The organism is Streptomyces sp. NBC_01224, from assembly GCF_036002945.1.
In the GTDB taxonomy this organism is placed as follows: domain Bacteria; phylum Actinomycetota; class Actinomycetes; order Streptomycetales; family Streptomycetaceae; genus Streptomyces.
In genome coordinates, this window is sequence record NZ_CP108529.1 from 6492399 (window position 1) to 6513770 (window position 21372).

Annotated in this window: 19 protein-coding genes; 10 read left to right on the top strand and 9 right to left on the bottom strand. The window is 70.9% G+C overall.

Features of this window, described 5'->3' with window-relative positions:
- Positions 1-16: 16 nt before the first annotated feature.
- The 3 genes from OG609_RS29235 (at position 17) to OG609_RS29245 (ending at position 3834) form a co-directional block, all read left to right on the top strand.
- Positions 17-1423, top strand: a complete 1407-nt coding sequence (locus tag OG609_RS29235) for an HtaA domain-containing protein (RefSeq protein ID WP_327275566.1) — start codon at positions 17-19, stop codon at positions 1421-1423.
- A gap of 38 nt (positions 1424-1461) precedes the next feature.
- Complete coding sequence (locus OG609_RS29240) at positions 1462-3015, top strand: HtaA domain-containing protein (RefSeq protein ID WP_327275567.1); 1554 nt, start codon at positions 1462-1464, stop codon at positions 3013-3015.
- A gap of 81 nt (positions 3016-3096) precedes the next feature.
- Positions 3097-3834: a PhzF family phenazine biosynthesis protein gene (locus OG609_RS29245; RefSeq protein ID WP_327275568.1), complete on the top strand. Its 738-nt coding sequence runs from the start codon at positions 3097-3099 to the stop codon at positions 3832-3834.
- 72 nt (positions 3835-3906) lie between these two features.
- On the opposite strand, the gene OG609_RS29250 is transcribed toward OG609_RS29245, so the two are convergent.
- A complete protein-coding gene (locus OG609_RS29250; protein ID WP_327275569.1) occupies positions 3907-4569 on the bottom strand; it encodes a biliverdin-producing heme oxygenase in 663 nt (220 codons plus the stop codon).
- A 264-nt stretch (positions 4570-4833) separates the two neighbouring features.
- On the bottom strand, positions 4834-5691 hold the full coding sequence (gene map / locus OG609_RS29255) for a type I methionyl aminopeptidase (RefSeq protein ID WP_327275570.1): 858 nt from the start codon (positions 5689-5691) through the stop codon (positions 4834-4836).
- A gap of 58 nt (positions 5692-5749) precedes the next feature.
- Between map and OG609_RS29260 the strand changes: the two genes are divergently transcribed.
- On the top strand, positions 5750-5980 hold the full coding sequence (locus OG609_RS29260; RefSeq protein ID WP_176740283.1) for a hypothetical protein: 231 nt from the start codon (positions 5750-5752) through the stop codon (positions 5978-5980).
- 43 nt (positions 5981-6023) lie between these two features.
- On the opposite strand, the gene OG609_RS29265 is transcribed toward OG609_RS29260, so the two are convergent.
- Together OG609_RS29265 and OG609_RS29270 are read right to left on the bottom strand one after the other, a co-directional pair.
- On the bottom strand, positions 6024-7325 hold the full coding sequence (locus OG609_RS29265; RefSeq protein ID WP_327275571.1) for an MFS transporter: 1302 nt from the start codon (positions 7323-7325) through the stop codon (positions 6024-6026).
- A gap of 94 nt (positions 7326-7419) precedes the next feature.
- A complete protein-coding gene (locus OG609_RS29270) occupies positions 7420-8019 on the bottom strand; it encodes a hypothetical protein (protein ID WP_327275572.1) in 600 nt (199 codons plus the stop codon).
- Positions 8020-8160: 141 nt separating this feature from the next.
- Here OG609_RS29270 and npdG point away from each other — a divergent pair, with 141 nt between their 5' ends.
- Positions 8161-8871, top strand: a complete 711-nt coding sequence (gene npdG / locus OG609_RS29275; protein ID WP_327275573.1) for an NADPH-dependent F420 reductase — start codon at positions 8161-8163, stop codon at positions 8869-8871.
- 96 nt (positions 8872-8967) lie between these two features.
- On the top strand, positions 8968-9141 hold the full coding sequence (locus OG609_RS29280; RefSeq protein ID WP_327275574.1) for a hypothetical protein: 174 nt from the start codon (positions 8968-8970) through the stop codon (positions 9139-9141).
- Here the strand turns inward: OG609_RS29280 and OG609_RS29285 are convergent.
- Positions 9138-9935, bottom strand: coding sequence for a site-2 protease family protein (locus OG609_RS29285; protein WP_327275575.1), 798 nt, complete (start codon positions 9933-9935; stop codon positions 9138-9140). The two genes, OG609_RS29280 and OG609_RS29285, sit on opposite strands and share 4 nt — an antisense overlap.
- A 205-nt stretch (positions 9936-10140) precedes the next feature.
- On the opposite strand from OG609_RS29285, the gene OG609_RS29290 reads away from it, so the two are divergent.
- On the top strand, positions 10141-13476 hold the full coding sequence (locus tag OG609_RS29290) for a BTAD domain-containing putative transcriptional regulator (RefSeq protein WP_327275576.1): 3336 nt from the start codon (positions 10141-10143) through the stop codon (positions 13474-13476).
- A gap of 29 nt (positions 13477-13505) precedes the next feature.
- Here the strand turns inward: OG609_RS29290 and OG609_RS29295 are convergent, their stop codons facing one another.
- From OG609_RS29295 to panB, 3 genes are all read right to left on the bottom strand, one after another.
- Positions 13506-14354, bottom strand: a complete 849-nt coding sequence (locus OG609_RS29295) for an ABC transporter permease (protein WP_327275577.1) — start codon at positions 14352-14354, stop codon at positions 13506-13508.
- On the bottom strand, positions 14351-15373 hold the full coding sequence (locus OG609_RS29300) for an ATP-binding cassette domain-containing protein (protein ID WP_327275578.1): 1023 nt from the start codon (positions 15371-15373) through the stop codon (positions 14351-14353). The genes OG609_RS29295 and OG609_RS29300 overlap by 4 nt, the downstream gene beginning before the upstream one ends.
- Before the next feature lie 156 nt (positions 15374-15529).
- The gene (gene panB / locus OG609_RS29305; RefSeq protein ID WP_327275579.1) at positions 15530-16417 is read right to left on the bottom strand and encodes a 3-methyl-2-oxobutanoate hydroxymethyltransferase; all 888 of its coding nucleotides are present in this window, start codon (positions 16415-16417) and stop codon (positions 15530-15532) included.
- A 173-nt stretch (positions 16418-16590) separates the two neighbouring features.
- Here panB and OG609_RS29310 point away from each other — a divergent pair, with 173 nt between their 5' ends.
- The 3 genes from OG609_RS29310 to OG609_RS29320 all read left to right on the top strand — a co-directional run bounded on the left by OG609_RS29310 (position 16591) and on the right by OG609_RS29320 (position 20203).
- Positions 16591-18195, top strand: coding sequence for a DHA2 family efflux MFS transporter permease subunit (locus tag OG609_RS29310; protein ID WP_327275580.1), 1605 nt, complete (start codon positions 16591-16593; stop codon positions 18193-18195).
- Positions 18196-18325: 130 nt separating this feature from the next.
- Entirely contained in the window at positions 18326-19006 is a 681-nt protein-coding gene (locus OG609_RS29315; protein WP_385652518.1) for a TetR/AcrR family transcriptional regulator, read from the top strand.
- Between the two features lie 165 nt (positions 19007-19171).
- Positions 19172-20203, top strand: coding sequence for an endonuclease/exonuclease/phosphatase family protein (locus tag OG609_RS29320; protein WP_327275582.1), 1032 nt, complete (start codon positions 19172-19174; stop codon positions 20201-20203).
- A 43-nt stretch (positions 20204-20246) separates the two neighbouring features.
- Here the strand turns inward: OG609_RS29320 and OG609_RS29325 are convergent, their stop codons facing one another.
- Positions 20247-21158: a CPBP family intramembrane glutamic endopeptidase gene (locus OG609_RS29325; RefSeq protein ID WP_327275583.1), complete on the bottom strand. Its 912-nt coding sequence runs from the start codon at positions 21156-21158 to the stop codon at positions 20247-20249.
- Positions 21159-21372 lie beyond the last annotated feature (214 nt).

A 21372-nucleotide genomic window follows, 5' to 3' on the forward strand; every position in this document is an offset into this window, starting at 1 on the left:
CCTCGGAGGGGTCCTCATGCTGCCGTCCAGACCTGCCCGCGCGCCCGGACAGGCCCTGACTGTCGCGCTTCTCGCGGTGCTGCTGGGAGTCCTGCTCCCGGCCACCACCGCGCAAGCGGCGAGCCGCACGGTGCAGGGCGGCAGACTGGACTGGGGCATCAAGTCCTCCTTCCAGAGCTACGTCACGGGCCCCATCGCGAACGGAAGTTGGAGCCTGACCGGTGGTGCCGCCACGGTCGGCGGCAGTCAGTTCCGTTTCCACTCCGCCACCGGTTCCTACGACCCGGCGACCGGCGCCTTCGGCTCCGGCTTCTCGGGCGGGGTCCGCTTCATCGGCCACAAGAAGTCCGACGGCGGCTACGAACTGGACCTCACCATCAGTCGCCCCACCGTCCGCATCACGGGCGGCACCGGCACCGTCCATGCCGACATGGTCAGCAAGGACCGGGGGAGCGGCCGTGTCACCTCGGCCTCCCAGGTGCCACTCGCGACGCTCGGTCTGTCCGGGATCGACATGAAGGGCGGTTCCACCCCCATCGCCCTCAACAACATCCCGGCAACACTGACTTCGCAGGGCGCGAAGGCGTTCGCCGGTTACTACGCGGCCGGCACGCCGCTCGACCCGGTCAGTCTCTCCGTGGACACCTCCGCCCCGGCCGGGAAGCCGGCCGCGTCCAAGTCCCCCGAGAAGCCGGCGGAGCCGAAGAAGACCGAGCGGGCCGCGGGCCGCTTCGAGGACGCCGCCGTCGACTGGGGTGTGCGCCGGACCTTCCGCGAGTACGTCACGGGCTCGATCGGCAAGGGGAAGTGGACCCTCGCCGACGGCGCCCAGGACGGTGGGGCGCTCTTCCGCTTCCCGCGCGGCAAGGGCACGTACGACCCGAAGGGACAGACCCTGGACGCCGACTTCGCGGGCAGCGTCCGCTTCACGGGAGCCGACGGACTCGATCTGAAACTGTCGGCGGTCGCGGTCCGGGTGAAGGCGGGCAAGGGCACGCTCTCGGTCGACGTCCTGAGCGATGGCGACCGGTTCAAGGCCGTCCCGCTCGTCACCTTCACCGCAGAGGACTTCACGGCGAAGGACGGTCTCGCCGTCCTCACCGAAGCCCCCGCCACCCTCACCGCCGACGGCGCCAAGGCGTTCGGCTCGCTCTACAGGGCGGGCACCGCAATGGACCCGCTCTCGCTGGCCGTTGCCGTCGACACCAAGGCCGAACTGCCCGCCCTGCCCGACCTGGGCAGTGCTCCCGACCCGTCCGACCCGCCCGCGGAGAAGGCCACCACCGCGGCATCGGTGTCCGACTCCGGTTCCGGTTCCCGCACCGGGCTGTATCTCGGCATCGGCGGCGCGGGCGTGCTCGCCGCCGCGGCAGGCGCGCTGTACCTCGCCCGCCGCCGCAGCACCCAGCAGAACAACAGCTAGCCAATCCCCCCGTTTCATTCCTGAGGAGACCACCGACCATGGCAGCAACCCGCCGTCCCATAGCTCTCGCCGCCGCCGTCGCCACGGCAGCCGCCCTCGGCGCGACCGTGTTCGTCCTTCCGGCGCTCGCCGCCGACAGCACCGCCCCGGACGGGGCGGCAGCCGCGGCGCCGAAGCTGGAGCTGAAGGACGGCACGCTGGAATGGGGCGTCAAGGAGTCCTTCCGCAAGTACCTCGCCTCGTCGTTCTCCGGTGGGAAGATCACCGTCAAGGACGGTGCCACGCAGGCGCCCGACAACGGTGTGTTCACCTTCGTCAACGGCAAGGGCACCTACGACACGGCCACGCACGGCACCGACACCGCCTTCGAGGGCGGCGTCCACTTCTACGCCCACGGGGGCGTTCTCGACATCACGCTCTCGGACGTGAAGCTCGCCACGACCGGCACCGGCGGCGCGATCACCGTCGACGTGGCGACCCCGGAAGGCACCCGGAACGATGTGGCGTTCGCGGCTCTCGACCTGTCGGCGGTGAAGCCGGGCCAGGGTGCGGGCGGCGCGATGGTCTTCAAGGACATCCCGGCGACGCTCACGAAGGCGGGCTCCGAGGCGTTCAACGGCCAGTACAAGGAGGGTGACGCGCTCGACCCGGCCACACTCTCGGTGAAGGCGGTCTCGGCCCCGACCACCGAGCCCACCCAGAAGCCGACCACCGAACCGACCGGGAAGCCCACCACGAAGCCCACCGGGAAGCCGACCACCGAGCCGACCGGGAAGCCCACCTCGACCGCGTCCCCGTCCCCCTCGGCCACGGTCACCGACAAGCCGGCCGCCGCCGAGCAGGGCGCGATTGTCGACGGCACTCTGGACTGGGGCGTCAAGAAGTCCTTCCGTACGTACGTCACGGGCCCGATCGCCCACGGCAAGGTCGAGGCGACGGCCGGCGCCGGCGCATCCGGCGACGGCTACCGATTCCCGGACGCCACCGGCCACTTCGACGCCGACAAGCAGACCCTCAACGCGGACTTCGACGGCAAGGTCCGCTTCCTGGGCCACGAGGAGAGCGGCGCCTACACCCTCGACCTCTCCCTCACCGGCATGGAGATCCAGGTGAACGGGACAAAGGGCACTCTGATCGCGGACGTCTCCACCAAGGACCGTGAGACCAAGAAGGTCAGCACATACACCGGCCTGGCCGTCGCCGACCTGAAGCTGCCGAAGGGCGAACTCGCGGCCAGGGACGGCGTGGTGACCCTCTCGGCCGTTCCGGCGACTCTCACCGCCGACGGCACCAGGGCTTTCGGCGGCATGTACCAGGCGGGCGAGCAGCTCGACGCGCTGACCGTCGTGGTCGCCCTCGACAAGGACGCCGCTCTTCCGGGCGGCACGGGCTCCACCGGCTCCACAGCCCTGGCGGGAGGCTCCGCGGCCACCGGCGGCGGCAGTGTGGGCGGCGGCTCGGTCGGTGGCTCGGGCTCCCTCGCCGCCACCGGCTCCGACGTCCCGGCCGGCGCCCTGATCGCCGCCTCGGGTGTCGTCGTGGCGACCGGCGCCGGAGCCGTGATCGCCGCCCGCCGTCGCCGTAACGCCTGATCCGTCCGGACCGTCCGACGACACCGCCCGGGTGACGGCCCAGTTGTACGGCCGTCACCCGGGCGGTGTTTGAATGCCCACGTGAGCGACAGCGACTTCGACGTACCCGCAGGCATCGATGTACTGCGCGTGTTCTGCGGCCCCGACGGCCGGCACGGCAACGCCCTCGGGGTCGTACGTGACGGTCGTACGTACCCCGACGAGGCGTCCCGGCAGGAACTGGCCCGCCGGCTCGGCTTCAGCGAGACCGTGTTCGTCGACGACCCCGAGCGCGGGCAGGTCGACATCTACACCCCCGGACTCCGCCTCCCCTTCGCCGGGCATCCGCTCGTCGGCGCCGCATGGCTGCTCGATCTGGAGATCCTGGAGCTGCCGGTCGGGGAGATCTTCGCCCGTCAGGACGGGGAGTTCACCTGGATCACCGCCCGCCCCGAGTGGGCGCCGCCGCGCACGCTGGAGCGGTACGCATCCGTAGCCGAGGTCGAGGCGCTGACCGGGCCGCCACCGGGCGAGGGCTGGCTGTACGTATGGGCCTGGGAGGACGAGGCGGCGGGCCGGGTCAGGGCGCGGGCGTTCCCGCGACGTATCGATGAGCGCGGCGTCAGCCGCTCCGGTGGAGCCGGGGCTTGCGCCGGGGGCATTGTGGAGGACGAGGCGACGGGGGCGGCGGCGCTGCTGCTCAGCGCGGAGCTGGGCCGCGCCCTCAACATCAGGCAGGGACGCGGCTCCCAGATCCTCACCGCACCCGCACCGGACGGCACGGTGGAGATCGGGGGTCGCGTCACGCTGGCGTTTCAGTCAAGCCCTTCCGGCAATTGAGGACGAAGCGGCACGGCGGACCGGGCCGACCGACTGACCCCGGTCGCCCCCTCCTCCCGCCCCGCCACCGCGCTAAGCGCTGAGCGGGAACACCTCGCCCAGCTCCCGGAACACCGCCGTGTTCAGCGCGAACGCCTGCTTGCACTCGGCGACGATGCGTTGCTTCTCCAGGTCGTCCGCGTTCACCGCGTCCAGCAGTTCGCGGTAACCCCGCTTGAACGAGGCGGGGTTGGAGATCTCCTCGAAGACATAGAACCGGACCCCGTCACCCTTGCGCGCGAAGCCCCAGGTCTTCTCCGCCTTGTCGCGGATGATCTGGCCGCCCGAGAGGTCGCCGAGATAGCGGGTGTAGTGGTGTGCGATGTAACCGGCGGGCCAGGTGCGGGCGCATTCGGCGACCCGCGCGGCGTACGCGGCCGTGGCGGGCAGTGGCGCCAGGCCCTCGCGCCAGCCGGTACCCCGCAGGTGGGCCAGATCGCGCTCCAGCTCGGTGGTGCGCATCAGCTCGGGCTGTATGAACGGACCGGCGACCGGGTCGTTCCGCAGCGCCTGGGCCCCCTCTTCCAGTGCCCGGTACACGAACCACAGCTGCTCGGTGTAACGCGTGTACGCGTCCACTCCGAGGCGTCCGCCCAGCAGGTCGCTCATGAAGGTCGAGGTCTCCGCCTCGGTGTGCTGCTCGTGCGAGGCGGTGCGGATGAGCGTCGAGAAGGGCGTGGCGACGGTTGCGTCCAAGGCGGGCCTCCGGGGGCCGAGGGCGGACGGGAAGTCCGGAAAGGGGCAGGAGCAGAGACAGAAACATCGGCAGCGGCTGTCGACAACTCCGATCTTGCTACTTAGGCTTACCTAAGTCAACAGCTTCCCGACAGGCTGTCGGTAAAAACGATACGCCCGGTTCCGCTTCCGCGCGGGTGCAGCGGACGCGGCGGGAGCAGCGGGGGAGCACGCGAAAGCGGCCGCCCGGGGGCGGCCGCTTTCGAAAGGGAGCTGTCTGCGTGTTTACGGGAGCGTCAGGATCTCGGCGCCCGTCTCCGTCACCACCAGCGTGTGCTCGAACTGAGCGGTGCGCTTGCGGTCCTTCGTCACCACGGTCCAGCCGTCGTCCCACATGTCGTAGTCACGGCTGCCCAGCGTCAGCATCGGCTCGATGGTGAATGTCATCCCGGGCTGCATCACGGTGGTCGCGTGCGGGCTGTCGTAGTGCGGAATGATCAGACCGGAGTGGAACGAGGAATTGATCCCGTGCCCGGTGAAGTCCCGCACCACCCCGTACCCGAAGCGCTTCGCGTACGACTCGATGACCCGTCCGATCACATTGACCTGCCGGCCCGGCCGGACCGCTTTGATGGCCCGGTTCAGCGACTCCTCGGTGCGCTCCACGAGCAGCCGCGACTCCTCGTCCACGTCGCCGCAGAGGTACGTGGCGTTGTTGTCGCCGTGCACCCCGTTGATGTACGCCGTGACGTCGAGGTTCACGATGTCGCCGTCGCGCAGCACCGTGGAGTCCGGGATGCCGTGGCAGATCACCTCGTTGAGCGAGGAACAGAGCGACTTGGGAAATCCGCGGTAGCCGAGCGTCGACGGATAGGCGCCGTGATCGCACATGAACTCATGGGCGACCCGGTCGAGTTCGTCCGTAGTGACGCCCGGGGCGATGTGCTTCGCGGCCTCCGCCATCGCCTGCGCGGCGATCCGCCCCGCGATGCGCATGCGCTCGATGGTGTCGGCGTCCTGGATCTCCGGTCCGGTGTACGGGGTAGGGGCCGGCTTGCCCACGTATTCGGGGCGCCGGATGTTTCCGGGTACGGAACGGATGGGAGTGATCTCCCCGGGTACGAGCAGCGACTGGCCAGACATGTCAGCGAGTCTAACCAGCGTGCTTGGGGCAGCATGGCCCCGAGGGAAGGAGCCGATGATGGCCCTGTTCAAGAAGCGCACGGTCGGCAAGCCGGGCGAGTGGTACTACTGCCTGCAGCATCAGAAGGTCGAGGAGGGCCCCGAGTGCCCGGCCAAGGACCGTTTCGGGCCGTATGCCTCCCGCGAGGAGGCGGAACACGCGATGCAGACGGCGCAGGAGCGGAATCTTGAGTGGGAGACGGATCCCAAGTGGCACGACCGGGCCACTCCGCCCGACCCGGAGGCGTGAGCGGGGGCTCCGTCCGGGGGCTCCGCCCCCGGGCCCCCGCTCCTCAGACGCCGGCGGGGCTGGACTCTCTGGCCGCGCGCCTGCGTACCGCGTCCTCGTCCGTCCCGGAGTCGTACGTCAGCAGCTTCGGCAGCGCTGCGGTGAGCAGCGCGACCGAGGCGACGCACGCCGCACCCCCGCTCCAGATCGCGGAGCGGGTCCCCGTCCAGCCCGCCATCGCGCCGGCCCGCACCTGGCCCAGCTGCGGGCCGACGCTGTACGAGAGCACCTCGATGCCTGCCAGCCGGCCCCGCAGCTCCTCCGGGATGGTCTGGTTCCAGATCGTGGAGCGGCCCAGACCGCTGAGCATGTCCCCCGCGCCCGCCACCGCCAGGCAGACCAGCACCAGCCACACATTGCTGAACCATCCGGCCGCCGCGATCGCCAGCCCCCAGGCCGCCGCCCCGAACACGACGAACAGCCCGTGCCGCCGTACCCGTGACGTCCAGCCACTGGTCAGGCCCAGGACCAGCGAGCCGACCGACCCCGCCGCGTACATCAGGCCCAGCGACCAATCGGCATCCAGCTCGTCCGCGAGGAACGGGAAGATCGTGTTCGGGAAGGCGAAGAACATCGCCGCCAGATCGACCGCGTACGTCCCCAGCAGCACCGGGCGGCTCCAGGCATACCTCGCCCCCTCGGCAATGCCGCGCAGCGACGGCTTCCGGCTGTCCGGGGCGGGCGGCGCGGGCGCCAGCCGCAGACACAGGACCACGGAGACGGTGAACGTGACCACCGTGACCGTGTATGCCGTGGCGTGCCCGGCGTAGGCCACCACCAGTCCTGCCACCGCCGGGCCGGTGATCGCGCCGAACTGCCAGCGCAGCGAGTTCAGTGCGGCGGCCGCGGTCAGCTGGTCGTGCGGCACGATCCGGGCCATCAGTGAATCCAGCGCGGGCCGCTGGAGCCCGGCGAGCGCGGAGACCCCGCCCGCGACCAGATAGAGCGGCCAGAGCATCGGGTCGGGCAGCGCGGCGTTCACCAGGAGTACGAGGGCGAGCAGCCCCAGCCCCGCCTCGGTGCCCAGGATCACCTTGCGGCGATCCGCGGAGTCCGCGAGCGCTCCGCCGTACAGACCGAAGACGACCAGCGGCACCAGCTCGACCGCCCCCATCGCACCGACGGCCAGCGGCGAACCCGTCAGCTCCTTGATCTGGAGCGGCAGCGCGATCAGCGCCATGAAGCTGCCGAAGTAGGTCACCAGGCCCTGGATCCACAGCAGCCGGAAGTCGGCCGAGGAGCGCAGGGGCGAGAGATCGGGCAGCAGAGCAAAGAGCCGGGCGGCCGGGGAGGGAACTGAGGTCACGAGGGCTCATGGTCCGGCGCCGTAGGTGCCCTCTGCAACAGATTTTGGCGGCGGCCGGGGTGACCGGCCGGTCCCGCCGCGCGATCCCGGACTCTCACCACCGGGCCGGTGGTGGCGCCGTCAGCTGGTCGGCGAGCCGGGACAGCCGGTCCCGGAAGCGGCGGCCGCGCGGTGCGGGGGCGCTGTTCTCCCCGGCCGCCGCGCTCACCAGATGCTGCACGGTGTCCAGATCGACATCGTCGCTGCCGGTCACCGCGAGCGTCTCGTGGGCGAGCCCCCGCACCTCCGGGTCGCCGTCGTCCAGAGAGAGCACCGTCGCCCCGGCCCGGCGGGCGTCGTGCACCCGCTCCAGCAGCCCGGCACCGGGCCGCTCCGGGGCCACCAGGAGCAGCGTCTCGCCCCGTCCGGCCGCCTCGATCCTGCACAGGCCGACGGCCAGATGCGCCGGATCGCCCGGCTCCACCCGGTGGCGTACCAGGGTGGGTGTCAGCTCGGGCAGCCCGGACCAGGTCGACTCGTCGACCAGATGGGCCGCCAGATGCCACGGCTCGTACACCGCAGTCCCCACCAGCAGCAGCCCGCCGCGGTGCGGGACGACGGACGACCTGAGCGCCCCGGCGAACCGCCGGGCCGCCGCGGGCCACTCGGTCCCGGCGAGCACTTCACGCAGCAGGGCGACGCGTACGGCATCCATGGCCCGGCATCATGCCCCAGGGCCTGGCCCCGCCACGGGCGAACGACGGCGGAACCATCCGAACGGGCCATGCGGAGCGATCCGGATCGCGCGGCCGACGACGGAGCGTTCGCCTCCAACGCGGGCAGTAGTGTCGAAGCCATGACTACGAATGACAGTGGCAGCGCACCCAAGCCCCCCGCCAAGGACCCCTGGGACCTCCCCGATGTGTCCGGGCTGACCGTCGGCGTGCTCGGCGGCACCGGACCGCAGGGCCGCGGGCTCGCCTACCGGTTCGCCCGCGCCGGGCAGAAAGTGATCATCGGCTCCCGTGCCGCCGAGCGCGCACAGACCGCTGCCGACGAGCTGGGCCAGGGCGTCGAGGGCGCGGACAACGCCGAGTGCGCCCGGCGCAGCGATGTCGTGATCGTCGCCGTGCCGTGGGACGGCCACGCCAAGACCCTGGAGACGCTGCGCGACGAGCTCGCGGGCAAGCTCGTCATCGACTGCGTCAACCCCCTCGGCTTCGACAAGAAGGGCGCCTACGCCCTGAAGCCCGAGGAGGGCAGCGCCGCCGAGCAGGCCGCCGCCCTGCTGCCGGGGTCCCGGGTCACCGCCGCCTTCCACCACCTCTCGGCGGTGCTTCTTCAGGACGAGGCGATCGAGGAGATCGACACCGATGTGCTGGTGCTGGGCGAGGCCCGCGCCGACACCGACCTGGTACAGGCGCTGGCAGGCAGGATTCCCGGCATGCGCGGCATCTTCGCCGGGCGGCTGCGCAACGCCCACCAGGTCGAGTCGCTGGTCGCCAACCTGATCTCGGTCAACCGCCGCTACAAGGCGCATGCGGGTCTGCGTACCACCGACGTCTGAGCCGGACACGTTCCCGGCGTACCCTGCGGCGAGCAGAAAGGGGCATGGGGGACACTGGACGGGACCGTGCATCACCCCGGACAGGAGCCGCCCCCCATGCCCCGCCTCGCTCTCTACGCCACCGCCGTCTGCGTCCTGGCCGTCGTCGCGGCCGTGATCTCGTTCGTCCAGGGCAGCTGGCTCGGGATCGTCTGGGTGCTGCTGGCCGGGCTCTCGTCCAACATGGCGTGGTTCTACCTGCGCCGGCAGCGTGCGCAGACCGCCGGTTAGAGGTTGAGCGCGCAGACCGGATCGGCCGTTTGCCAGAAGCGGTAGGCGTCGAAACCGCAGTACGTCGTGAACTCACTGATGCCCAGTGCCCGCAGCAGGGCGTGGATCGCGTCGAAGAACGCGTGGTTGACCTCGGGGATCCACAGGATGCCGAAGACCGCGATCAGCCCGAACGGGGCGAACGGCTCGACCTGCCGGCGGATCCGGTACGAGAGCCAGGGCTCGATCACTCCGTAACCGTCCAGCCCCGGGACCGGGACGAGGTTGAGGATCGCCGCGGTGACCTGGAGCAGTGCCAGGAAGCCCAGCGCGTACTGGAAGACGACCGGGACGCCGTCCAGCGCGTGCAGCCAGAACGGCGCCGTGCAGACAAACGCGAACAGCACATTCGTCAGCGGACCGGCCGCCGAGATGAGGCTGTGCTTCCAGCGCCCGCTGATCCGGCCCCGCTCGATGAAGACCGCACCACCGGGCAGACCGATACCGCCCATGATCACGAACAGCACCGGCAGCACGATGCTCAGCAGCGCATGGGTGTACTTCAGCGGATTCAGGGTCAGATAGCCCTTCGACCCGATGGAGATGTCCCCGCTGTGGAGCGCGGTACGGGCATGCGCGTACTCATGCAGACAGAGCGACACCACCCAGGCCGCCGTCACGAAGAGGAAGAGCGGGATGCCGGGCCGCTGCGCGAAGTCCGTCCACACCGCCCAGCCCGATACCGCCATCACGGCGACGATCCCGAGGAAGACCGGGCTGATCCGCCGGTCGCTGCGGGCTGCTGCGATGGTCATCGGCAAACTCCTGGTGGCTGGCCGGAAGGGGGGACGGGCGGCGGTCGGCGAGAGCGACCGTACAGGCGACACGTCACAAACGTCTCGCGTCGGGGCGGTGGTTCCGTGAAGGGTGGGAGCATGACGAACGATCCCGGCACACAGCGAACACGGGCACGGTCGTACGGGTGTCCACTTCCCGATCCCGGTCACGGAGAATAGGCGCGTGCGCTACTGCATCCTCGGGACGACCCAGGCACTCCGCGACGACGGCACGGCCGTCGCCATCGGTGGGGCGAGGCTGCGCGCCCTGCTCTCCGTCCTCGCTCTGCGTCCCGGCCGCACCGTTCCGGCCGCCGTGCTCGTCGACGAGGTATGGGACGGCGACCCGCCGGCCGACGCGGTGGGCGCCCTGCAGGCGCTCGTCGGCCGGCTCCGGCGGGCCCTCGGCCATGCCGCGATCACCTCCGCGGAGAGCGGCTACCGGCTCGCCGCCGAGCCGGACGCGGTCGACCTGTACCGCTTCGAGCGGCTCGCGGGGGAGGGGGCGCGGGCACTGGAGGAGGGCGACGCGGCGAAGGCCCAGGCCGTGCTGGACGACGCGCTCGCCCTGTGGCGCGGACCTGCCCTGGCCGATCTGCCCGACCGCGGCGCCGTCGCGGCCCGCTGGGCGGCCCGGCGTCTGGACGCCCGCCGCAGCAGGCTCGCCGCGGCCCTCGCGCTCGGCCGCGCGGACGAGGCCCTGCCCGAACTGGTCGCGCTCTGCGCCGAGCACCCGATCGACGAACCCCTCCAGGCGCTGCGGCTGCGGGCCCTGCGCGATGCCGGGCGCACGGCACAGGCGCTGGCCGCGTACGACGAGGTGCGCACCGTGCTCGCCGACCGCCTGGGCGCCGACCCTGGAGCCGAACTGCGCGCCCTGCACGCGGAGTTGCTCCGTCAGGACCCGGCGCAACCGGTCGCGGCGGCAGTGGCGGCCGAGCCGCACCGGCGCTCCCGTACCCGAACCTCCACCGTCCCGCAGGGAAACCTCCGGGCCAGGCTCACCAGCTTCGTCGGGCGCGAGGACGACATGGAGGCCCTGCGCGAGGACCTCTCGCACGCCCGGCTCGTCACCCTCCTGGGCCCCGGTGGCGCGGGCAAGACCCGGCTCTCCCAGGAGGCCGCCGAATCCGTCGGGCCCGCCTGGCCGGACGGCGTCTGGCTGGCCGAACTCGCCCCCGTCGACGACCCCGAGGCCGTACCGGAAGCCGTGCTGACCGCGCTCGGCGCCCGCGAGACCGTGCTGCGCGGGGCGGGTGCCGAGGAATTCCGGGTCGCCGAAGGCAACGTCGGCGACCCTCTCGTGCGCCTCACCGAGCACTGCTCCGGGCGCCGCATGCTGCTGCTCCTGGACAACTGCGAGCACCTCGTCGGGGCCGCCGCCGCCCTCGCCGACCATCTGCTCGCCCGCTGCCCGGGCGTCACCGTGCTCGCGACCAGCCGTGAACCCCTCGGGGTGCCGGGCGAGTTCGTCCGCCCCGTCGACCCGCTGCCCGACCCGATGGCGCTGCGGCTGCTCGCCGACCGCGGCGCCGCAGCGAAGCCCGGCTTCCGGATCGACGCGGACGAGGAGACCGCGGCGGCCGCCGCCGAGATCTGCCGCCGCCTCGACGGACTGCCGCTCGCCATCGAACTCGCCGCGGCCCGGCTGCGGATGCTCACTCCGCGTCAGATCGCCGACCGGCTCGACGACCGGTTCCGCCTGCTCACCAGCGGGGCCCGTACCGTACTGCCCCGACAGCAGACCCTGCGCGCCGTCGTCGACTGGTCCTGGGACCTCCTCGACGCCGCCGAATGTGCCGTCCTGCGTCGGCTGTCGGTCTTCGCGGGTGGCTGCACCCTGGCCGCGGCCGAGGCCGTCTGCGCGGACGGGCCGCAGGGTGCGCGCGAGGTCGCCGGGCTGCTCGGCTCGCTCGTCGACAAGTCCCTCGTCGTCGCCGCACCCGCCGACGACGGCGAGATGCGCTACCGGCTCCTGGAGACCGTCGCGGAGTACGCCGCCGAACGGCTCGACGGTGCCGGGGAGCGGGACACCGTGGAACGGCACCACCTGGTGTACTTCCGGGAGCTGGCCCGTGCTGCGGAGCCCGGACTCCGCGGTGCCGGACAGCGGTCCGTCATCGAACTCCTCCAGCGCGAGTACGAGAACGTCCGCACCGCCCTGCGCCGCGCCGTCGCCGCCCGCGACGAGCAGGAGGCACTGTGCATGGTGCTCTCGCTGTCCTGGTACTGGCAGATGCGCGATCTGCGCGCCGACGCCTTGCACTGGGCCGACGCGGCCGCCGCGCTGGGCCCCGACCCCTTCGCTCCGCCCGTCGAGCCCGCACCCTCCCTCCACGAACGCTGCACCGACGCTCCGCCGCCCATGCGGCCCGAGCTGCTCCAGGAGGCCCGGCGTCAGGTCGCCCTGATCCAGCTGGTCAGCATGGACCACGCCAAGGACGAGTGGACCGACGAGAAGAGCATGGCCCGGCTGCGCGTCATCGCGGGCACCTACCGGCCGGGCCAGCCGCAGACCTGCCGTACTCCGGCATCGCTCTGGTTCTTCGCGGTCCTGCTCACCGGGGAAATACGCGACCTGCGCGACCTGCTGGACGAAACGGTCCGTGCCAGCCGGGAGTTCGGCTACGAGTGGGAGCTGGCCGCGGCTCTCCAGATGCGGGCCAATGTGCTGGCCAACCGGTCCGAGTGGGCGGGCGACGCACAAGCGGACGCCGACGAGAGTCTGGAGATCTTCAACCGGCTCGGCGACGACTGGGGCGTCGCCGAATCGCTCTCCTCCCGGGGCGAGGCCAACGAGAAGCGGGGTGATTACACCCGCGCGGCCGAGGACTTCCGGGCCGCCATCGGCTACGCGGAGAAGCTGGGCGCCCAGTCCCAGGTGTCGGTCCTGCGCGCCAGATACGGGTCCGTGCTCACCGAACTGGACCGCGGTGACGAGGGCGAGGCGATCCTGCGGGAGGTGCTCGCCGGGGGGCGTCAGGCGGGACACGAGGCGATGCCCGCCGCCCGGCTCTATCTCGCCATGTGGCTGGGCCGCAGCGGCCGTACGGGCGAGGCACGTGAGCAACTGACGGTGCTTCGCGAGGAGTTCCGTTCCGAGACGGTGGCGATCTTCGAAGGGTTCGCGCAGGGCGCGCTGGCCTGGCTGGACAACCAGGACGGGCTGTACGCCGAAGCCCTGCCCCGGGGCCTGGAGGCACTGGCGCGGTCCCGCGACCCGCTGTCGCAGATGGTGGCGCCGCACATGTCCGTCATCCATCTCGTCACCCTCGCGCGGGCGCTCGCCGGAATCGGCGGCGAGCGACGGGCCGCACTCGCGGCCCGGCTGCTGGGGGCCGGCCAGGGGCTGCTGCCCGAAAGCCATGTGCCGACGTCCACGGAGCGGCACGAGTGTGCCCAGACGGAGGAACTGGCCATCGCCGTCCTCGGCCGGGCCGCCTACGACGCCGCGTACGCCGAGGGCGGCGGCCTCTCCCTGGAGGAGGCCGCCGCCCTCGTCGACGCGTACCGGGACTGAGACCGGCCGGACCCCGGCCGGATCGCCGGTCAGGACTTCTTGCGGAACTTGGCGACGGCGAGCGGCGCCATCACCGCGGTGATCACCGCAGCCCAGCCGAGCGTCACCCACACCGAGTGGGCGATCGGTCCGCCCATCATCAGTCCGCGCGCGGCGTCCGCCAGATTGGACAGCGGGTTGTAATCGGTGAACGTCTGGAGCCAGCCGGGCATCGTCTTGGTCGGGGCGAAGATCGAGGAGCCGAACTGGAGCGGCATCAGCACGAGCATCCCCATTCCCTGAACCGCCTGGGCCGTCTTCATGGCCAGCCCGAGCAGGATGAAGATCCACATGATGGCGGCACCGAACACCGCCGACAGCGCGACCGCCCCGATCAGCCCGAGAACCGAGGTCTGCAGCTCCATACCGAGCGCGAACCCCATACCCAGCAGGATCAGGGTGGCGACCATCATCCGGCCGAGCTCGACCACGATCTTGGCGATGAGGACCGAGGAGCGGGCGATCGGCATCGTCCGGAACCGGTCCATGACGCCCTTGCGGAAGTCGTCGTTGACGCCGGTGCCGACCGCCATGGCGATGTTCATGCCCATCATCGCCATCAGCCCGGGGACCAGATAGTTCAGATACTCCTGTCGGCCGCCGCCCATGCTGCCGCCGACCGAACCGCCGAACACGTACACGAACAGCAGGATGAAGATGACCGGCATCAGGAGTACGTCGAACATCGACTCCGGATCCTTCTTGATCTGGAGCAGATTGCGCCGCGCCAGCGCCCCGATGTGCCGCAGATTGCCGCGCAGCCCGATCCGGCCCTCGTCGTGGAGCGCCTTCACCGCTGCGGGCGCGGTGGGGGTGGGCGTCAGAGTCGTCGTGCTCATGCCGCGACCTCCTCGGGGATCGTGTCGGTGACGGAGGAGCTCTTCTCGCCGGTGATGGCCAGGAAGACCTCGTCCAGGCTGGGCAGGGCGGTGGCGACGTGCGCCAGCGAGAAGCCCCGGGTGCCGAGCAGGCCGATGACGGCCGTCAGCTGCTCATCGCTGAGGATCGGTACGTACAGCAGCCCCTCGTCCGGGACGGCCTGCGCGCCCGCGACCCCGTCGAGTCCGGCCTCCCTGAGCGCGTGCGCCATCGCGGGCAGCTGCGCCGGGTCCGAGGGCCGGATCTGCAGGGTGCGGCCGCCGACCTTCGCCTTCAGCTCGTTCACCCCGCCACTGGCGATGATCTTGCCCTTGTCGATGACGGTGAGCTCATTGGCGAGCTGCTCGGCCTCTTCCATGTACTGGGTGGTGAGCAGGACGGTCGCCCCCTCCGCGACCATCCGCTGCACCTCGTCCCAGACCTCGTTACGGGTCCGGGGGTCGAGCCCCGTCGTCGGCTCGTCCAGATAAAGGACGGCCGGGCTGCCGATCATCGAGGCGGCCAGGTCGAGCCGGCGCCGCATGCCGCCGGAGTAGTCCATCGCGGCGCGCTTGGCCGCGTCGGTGAGGGAGAACCGCTCCAGGAGCTCGTCGGCCCGGGACCGGGCGGTCTTGCGCGGCAGGTCGAGCAGCCGCCCGATCATGTAGAGGTTCTCCCAGCCGGAGAGCTTCTCGTCGACCGAGGCGTACTGCCCGGTCAGACCGATGGTGCGGCGCAGCTGCCGGGGCTGCTTCACCACGTCGTAGCCCGCCACGGTGGCGTGTCCGGCATCGGGGATGATCAGGGTGGACAGGCAGCGTACGAGCGTGGTCTTACCGGCACCGTTGGGACCGAGCACACCGAGCACGGTGCCCTCGCGGACATCGAGGTCCACGCCGTCCAGAGCCTTGGTCGAGCCGTAGTGCTTGACCAGCCCCCGGACCTCGACGGCGTTCGGGCCGCTCCTGGGGTTCTTGTCGATTCGCGTCATGTCCACCATGGGACCAGGCGCCACCGACAGTCCACCGACAACAGGCCGACAGCCCGCCGATGGGGGATGTCGGCGGGCTGTCGGTGGTGCCGGCAGTGGTCCTGCCCAGGGCCTGATCCGCAGGATCGGCCCCAGGGCCTTTCCTGCTGTCAGGCCCGGGTGGAACTAGTGGAAGGTGTGCTCAGGGGCCGGGAAGCTGCCTCCCACGACCTCCTCGGCGAACTCCTTCGCCGCGTCACCGAGCACCTTGCGCAGGTTCGCGTACTGCTTGGTGAAGCGCGGCACCTTGCCGCCGGTCAGCCCGACCATGTCGGTGTAGACCAGCACCTGGGCGTCCGTGTCGGGACCGGCGCCGATGCCGACGGTCGGGATGTGCAGGGTGCGGGTGACCTCGGCGGCCAGCTCGGCCGGTACGAGCTCCAGGACGACGGCGAACGCGCCCGCGTCCTGCACGGCCTTGGCGTCGCGCAGCAGCTGCTGGGCTGCCTCCTCGCCGCGGCCCTGCACCCGGTATCCCATCGCGTTGACGGACTGCGGGGTCAGGCCGATGTGGGCCATGACCGGGATGCCGGCGTCGACCAGCAGCCGGATCTGCTCGTGGCTGCGCTCACCGCCCTCCAGCTTGACCGCACCGACACCGGACTCCTTGATCAGCCGGGTTGCGTTGCGCAGGGCCTGGACGGGCCCTTCCTGGTACGCCCCGAAGGGCAGGTCGGCGACGATCAGGGCGCGCTTGGTGCCCCGTACGACAGCGGCGGAAAGGATGGCGATCTCGTCCATCGTGACGGGCACGGTGGTCTCGTAACCGAGGTGACAGTTGCCCATGGAGTCGCCGACGAGCATGACCGGGATGCCGGCCTCGTCGAAGACGGACGCGGTCATCGCGTCGTAGGCGGTGAGCATGGGCCACTTCTCACCGCGCTCGGTGGCGGCGGCGATGTCATGGATGGAGATACGGCGGGTGCTCTTGCCCCCGTACAGCGCCTTGCTGCTGTCGGTGGGGGCACCCGCGGGGGATGCGGCGGACTTGTTCTGCGCAGCCTGAAGCGACATTGCCAACGGCTCCTTCGTCATCTCGAGGCGCCCTGACGGCGTCCCCGGACCGGCTCCATGGTGGCATCCCGCGGCCGTCCACGGGAAGTGGGCCCGTCCCCGGGAGGCAACCACCCGGCAAAGACTTTACAATACGAGACGGTATCGTATCGAAATCATATTAAGCTCCTGGCATGTCAATACCGTCGGGCGCTCGCGTCGCCCTGCCCCAGGTCCCCGAGGCGGTCCACCGCCGCCGTTGGGCGATCCTCGTCGTTCTGATGCTCAGCCTGCTCATCGTGGTGCTGGACAACTCGATCCTGAACGTCGCGGTCAAGACCATCGCCGGCCCCGCACCCACCGGCCTCGGTGCCACCCAGAGCGAGCTGGAGTGGGCGATCAACGCCTACACGCTCGTCTTCGCCGGACTCCTCTTCACCGCGGGCCTGCTCGGTGACCGCATCGGCCGCAAGAAGGTGCTGCTCTTCGGCATCCTCCTCTTCGGCGTCGGTTCCGCCTTCGCCGCCATGTCCGGCTCGCCCGGAGAGCTGATCACCTGGCGTGCCGTGATGGGCTTCGGCGCGGCGTTCGTCATGCCGTCCACGCTCGCCGTCCTGATGAACGTCTTCGAACGCGACGAGCAGCCCAAGGCCATCGGCATCTGGGCCGGCAGCGTCGGCCTCGCCATCGCCATCGGCCCGATCACCGGCGGACTGCTGCTCGAACACTTCTGGTGGGGCTCGATCTTCCTGGTCAACGTGCCCGTGGTGATCGTCGCGCTGATCGCGATGGCGCTGCTGGTGCCGGACTCCAAGGACCCGAACCCGGGCCGGACCGACCCGCTCGGTGTCGTGCTGTCCATCGTCGGTCTGGTCCTGCTGGTGTACGGCATCATCCGCGGCGGCCAGCTCGCCGACTTCGCCGACCCCACCGTGCTCCTCTCGATCACCGGCGGTCTGGTCGTCCTGGCCGCGTTCGTCCGGCACGAGAAGCGCACCAGCCACCCGGCCATCGACATCTCGTACTTCAAGGAGCCGTCGTTCTCCGCGGCCGTCGCCGCCATAGCGCTCTGCTTCTTCGCGCTGATGGGCGTGACCTTCTTCTCCGCCTTCTACATGCAGAGCGTGCGCGGCTGGAGCGCGTTGCAGGCCGGTCTGCTGATCCTGCCGCTGGCCGCCGCCCAGATGATCTTCGCGCCGCGGGCCCGGCTGGTCGTCGACCGGTTCGGCGCCCGCGTGGTCTGCACCGTCGGCATGCTGCTGGTCGCGCTCGGCCTCGCCTCGTTCGCACTGTTCGACGCCACCACGCCGGTCTGGGTGCTGTGCGTGCTCTTCTTCGTCCAGGGCACGGGCATGGCGCATGTGATGACGCCGGTCACGGTCTCGGTGATGCAGGCACTGCCCAGGGAGAAGGCCGGTTCCGGATCGGCCGTCAACAACACGTTCCGGCAGGTCGGCGGGGCGCTCGGCATAGCAGTGCTCGGCTCGGTGCTCTCCACCGTCTACCGCGGCGACATCGAGGGGCACCTCGGTGCGCTCCCGGCCGGTGTCAGGGAGGCCGCGGGGGAGTCGATCGAAGCGACGCTCGGCATCGCGGACAAGCTGGGCCCGGCGGGCGCCCCGCTGATCGCCGCGGCGAACGACGCGTTCCTGAAGGCGATGCATGTCACCGCGATCGGTTCGGCGACCATCGCCCTGGTGGGCGCTCTCGTCGTCGCGATGTTCCTGCCGGGGAAGACGTCCGCCGGGCAGGAGTCCGGCGAGGGCGAACGGTCGGTACGTGCCGGGGCGGCCCGGTGACAGCCACGGCCCCGGAGAGCTGAAAACGCCGCTCAGGGTTCCGGGCGGCCCCCGGAACCCTGGGGCGGCTCACAGAGGCACCGCCGGCGTCGGCGAGAATCGGAACGGCGGACGTTGCGGCGAGAGGTGGATTCACGTGCAGGCAGAGGCGCAGGTACAGGGCCAAGGCTGCCCGGTCAGGGAGGATCCGGAACCGCGAAGGGGCCGGCCGCGCAGTGCGGCGGCCGAGCGGGCGATCCTGGACGCCGTCGTCGAACTGCTGGAGGCCGGTGAGCCCCTCGCCGGCCTGTCCATCGAGCGGATAGCCCGGACCGCCGGGGTCGGCAAGGCGACCATCTACCGGCGATGGAGCGGCAAGGAGGAGCTCTTCGTCGATGTCCTGCGAGACATCGAGCCACCGGAACCCACCGTCTCCGGCACCGCCGGACTCGAAGACCTGCGGCTGCTGTTGGAGTCACTGCGCAGGCGCGGCCTGGCCCAGCGCTCCTCCGTCCTGCTCCACAACGTCTTCGCGCAGATGAAGAGCCACCCCAAGCTGTGGTCCGAATACCAATGCACCGTCATAGCCCCCCGCCGCGCCGCCATGCTGGCCGCCGTGCAGCGGGCGGTCGACGCGGGCGAGCTCCGCGGAGACCTGGACGTGGAACTGATGGACGACCTGTTCCTGGGGCCCATGCTCGTACGCACCATTCACCGGCCCGACGCGCCGCTGCCCGAGGATCTCGCCGACAGCATCATCCAGGTTCTGACCGAGGGCCTCGCCCCCCGGCCCGCCGCCGACGGCTGCCCCCCCGGACCCGCCCGTGTGTGATCGTTCTGTCACAAGCCCCCGCAGATCCCTCCTGGCCGGAACCCGCCGGACCCCGTCATTCGTCCTCGTGGCAGTACGGCCGTCGTGGACGGCAGGAAACACGCCGCCCATCGCCTAGGGTCGAGGGCGCGGCGACATGCACGGCAAGGCAGTGAGGACAGCGCGATGGTGCAGGCGTACGGAGCGGACACCGGGAACGACCGTGCGGAGCCGCGGCGCACCGGGTCCGGATCCCGTTTCCGGGACCTGCGCGACAGATGGACCCGCGACAAGGGCATCTGGCGGCGCGGAATCGTCCTTGCCGTCTGTGCGGTTCTCCTCACCCTCGTGATGGTCTTCCACGCCGACATCCCGAACACCATCGGCAACCTGGGCAGCCTCACCGAGACGTTCCTGCCGTGGATCGGTGTCTTCGTCCCGCTGCTGCTGATCCTGGGTGTGGTGCGCCGCTCGGCGACCGCGCTGATCGCCCTGCTGCTGCCGGTCGTGGTCTGGCTCAATCTCTTCGGCGGGCTGATGCTCTCCGACAAGTCGGGCAGCGGCGGGGATCTCACCGTGGCCACCCACAACGTCAACGCCGACAACCCCGACCCTGCGGGCACCGCCCGGCAGGTCGCGGACTCCGGCGCCGACATCATCGCCCTTCAGGAGCTGCCGAGCGGCAAGGTGTCGGCGTACGAGGCGGCGCTCGCCCACCGCTTCCCGTACCACTCGGTGCAGGGGACCGTCGGCCTGTGGAGCAAGTACCCGATGAGCGACACCCGGCCGGTCGACATCAAGATGGGCTGGACCCGGGCGATGCGTTCCACGGTGACGACACCCAAGGGCGAGGTCGCCGTCTACGTGGCCCATATGCCGTCCGTACGGGTCAAGCTGCACGCCGGATTCACCGCCAACCAGCGCGACGACAGCGCGGACGCCCTGGGCGAGGCCATCGCCGACGAACGGCTGGACAAGGTGATCCTGCTCGGCGACCTGAACGGCACGATGAACGACCGCTCGCTCAACGAGGTCACCTCCCAGATGAGGTCCACCCAGGGCGCGGCCGGCGACGGCTTCGGCTTCAGCTGGCCGGCGTCGTTCCCGATGGCACGGATCGACCAGATCATGGTGAAGGGCGTCGAGCCGATGTCGTCGTGGACGCTCCCGGCGACGGACAGCGACCACCTTCCGATCGCGGCGCGCGTGGAGCTGTGACCGACGGCCGGTCCGGTTCCAGCGGGCTCGGACCGGCAACAGCTCACAACCCCCGGTCGGTCCGGGCGCCGGGAAGCGCGAGCCTGCCCGTGCGGGCGAGGACGGCAACCAAGAGGGCCATGGCCAGCCAGCCGGGCCAGCCCGCGAGGCTCATGTGCAGCGGCTCCAGCGGGGCGTCCGGTTCGGCGAACTCCCTGACCATGCTGACACTGGCCGAGCTGACGAAGGCATGGCCGACCACCGCCGGTATCACCGACCCTGAGGCCAGCCGCAGCCAGGTGAAGACCGGCAGCGCGAGGCCGCAGCTCACCAGCATCGCGGGCACGGCGACGTACCACGGCTCACCGGGGTACTGCCCGCCCATCAGCAGGGTCGGCAGGTGCCAGAGCGCGAAGGCGGCACCCGCGCCCAGATAGGCGCGCAACGTACGCGTGGTTCCCTTCCCCTGAGCGAGCCGGGGGAGCAGATAGCCTTGCCAGCCCAGTTCCTCACCGAAGAACAGCGGCAGGGACAGCAGCATCTGTACGAGCGCCGTTCCGGCCCAGGCGGTCGCCCCGCTCCAGCTCGCACCCTCGAAGGGGTAGACACCCGCCGCCGTGCCGATGGCGAGCGTCGCGACGGTGAGACCGGCCGGGACCGCGACGGCCGTCAGCAGCCACCCCACCGCACGGGGCCACGGCTTCGGAAGACGCAGCGCGAGCGCGTCGCGCACCCGGCTGTTGCCCTCCACCCACCGCACCGCCACGACCGCGGCGACGGCCGGGGCCATCATGGCCGCCGCTATGCACAGGTTCTCCAGGTCGCCCGGTTGCGCCCGGCCGTCGGTGCGTCGGAATCCCTTGATCAGCAAGGGGGACATGGCCAGCCACATGCCTGAATAGGCAAGGGTCAGATAGACGATCAGGCTGCGGATCCGGGTGCGCGGAGGAAAGGTCCTCGGTGTGGTGACGGTCATGGCGACGACGCTAGGAGCGCCCGTGACGGGTTGGAAGGAAGCCCGCTCCCGTCGTGCGGTGGAGCCCGTTCCCGTCATGGGGTGGAGCCCGCTCCACCATCCAGCCGGTCCCGTCGTCCCGGGGATGCGCACCGTGCCGCGCGCCGGGACCTCCGGCGGGCGGCCGATGGTGCTCCCTGCAGCGCACCCCGGCCGACTCGTGACCGACGCCCGC

Coding starts and splice junctions, on each gene's coding strand:
- panB (WP_327275579.1), bottom strand. CDS start 16,417: ATGTCGCTTCAGGCTGCGCAGAACAAGTCCGCCGCATCCCCCGCGGGT.
- OG609_RS29325 (WP_327275583.1), bottom strand. CDS start 21,158: ATGACCGTCACCACACCGAGGACCTTTCCTCCGCGCACCCGGATCCGC.
- npdG (WP_327275573.1), top strand. CDS start 8,161: ATGACTACGAATGACAGTGGCAGCGCACCCAAGCCCCCCGCCAAGGAC.
- OG609_RS29240 (WP_327275567.1), top strand. CDS start 1,462: ATGGCAGCAACCCGCCGTCCCATAGCTCTCGCCGCCGCCGTCGCCACG.
- OG609_RS29285 (WP_327275575.1), bottom strand. CDS start 9,935: ATGACCATCGCAGCAGCCCGCAGCGACCGGCGGATCAGCCCGGTCTTC.
- OG609_RS29310 (WP_327275580.1), top strand. CDS start 16,591: ATGTCAATACCGTCGGGCGCTCGCGTCGCCCTGCCCCAGGTCCCCGAG.
- OG609_RS29260 (WP_176740283.1), top strand. CDS start 5,750: ATGGCCCTGTTCAAGAAGCGCACGGTCGGCAAGCCGGGCGAGTGGTAC.
- OG609_RS29295 (WP_327275577.1), bottom strand. CDS start 14,354: ATGAGCACGACGACTCTGACGCCCACCCCCACCGCGCCCGCAGCGGTG.
- OG609_RS29270 (WP_327275572.1), bottom strand. CDS start 8,019: ATGGATGCCGTACGCGTCGCCCTGCTGCGTGAAGTGCTCGCCGGGACC.
- OG609_RS29320 (WP_327275582.1), top strand. CDS start 19,172: ATGGTGCAGGCGTACGGAGCGGACACCGGGAACGACCGTGCGGAGCCG.
- OG609_RS29300 (WP_327275578.1), bottom strand. CDS start 15,373: ATGGTGGACATGACGCGAATCGACAAGAACCCCAGGAGCGGCCCGAAC.
- map (WP_327275570.1), bottom strand. CDS start 5,691: ATGTCTGGCCAGTCGCTGCTCGTACCCGGGGAGATCACTCCCATCCGT.
- OG609_RS29280 (WP_327275574.1), top strand. CDS start 8,968: ATGCCCCGCCTCGCTCTCTACGCCACCGCCGTCTGCGTCCTGGCCGTC.
- OG609_RS29235 (WP_327275566.1), top strand. CDS start 17: ATGCTGCCGTCCAGACCTGCCCGCGCGCCCGGACAGGCCCTGACTGTC.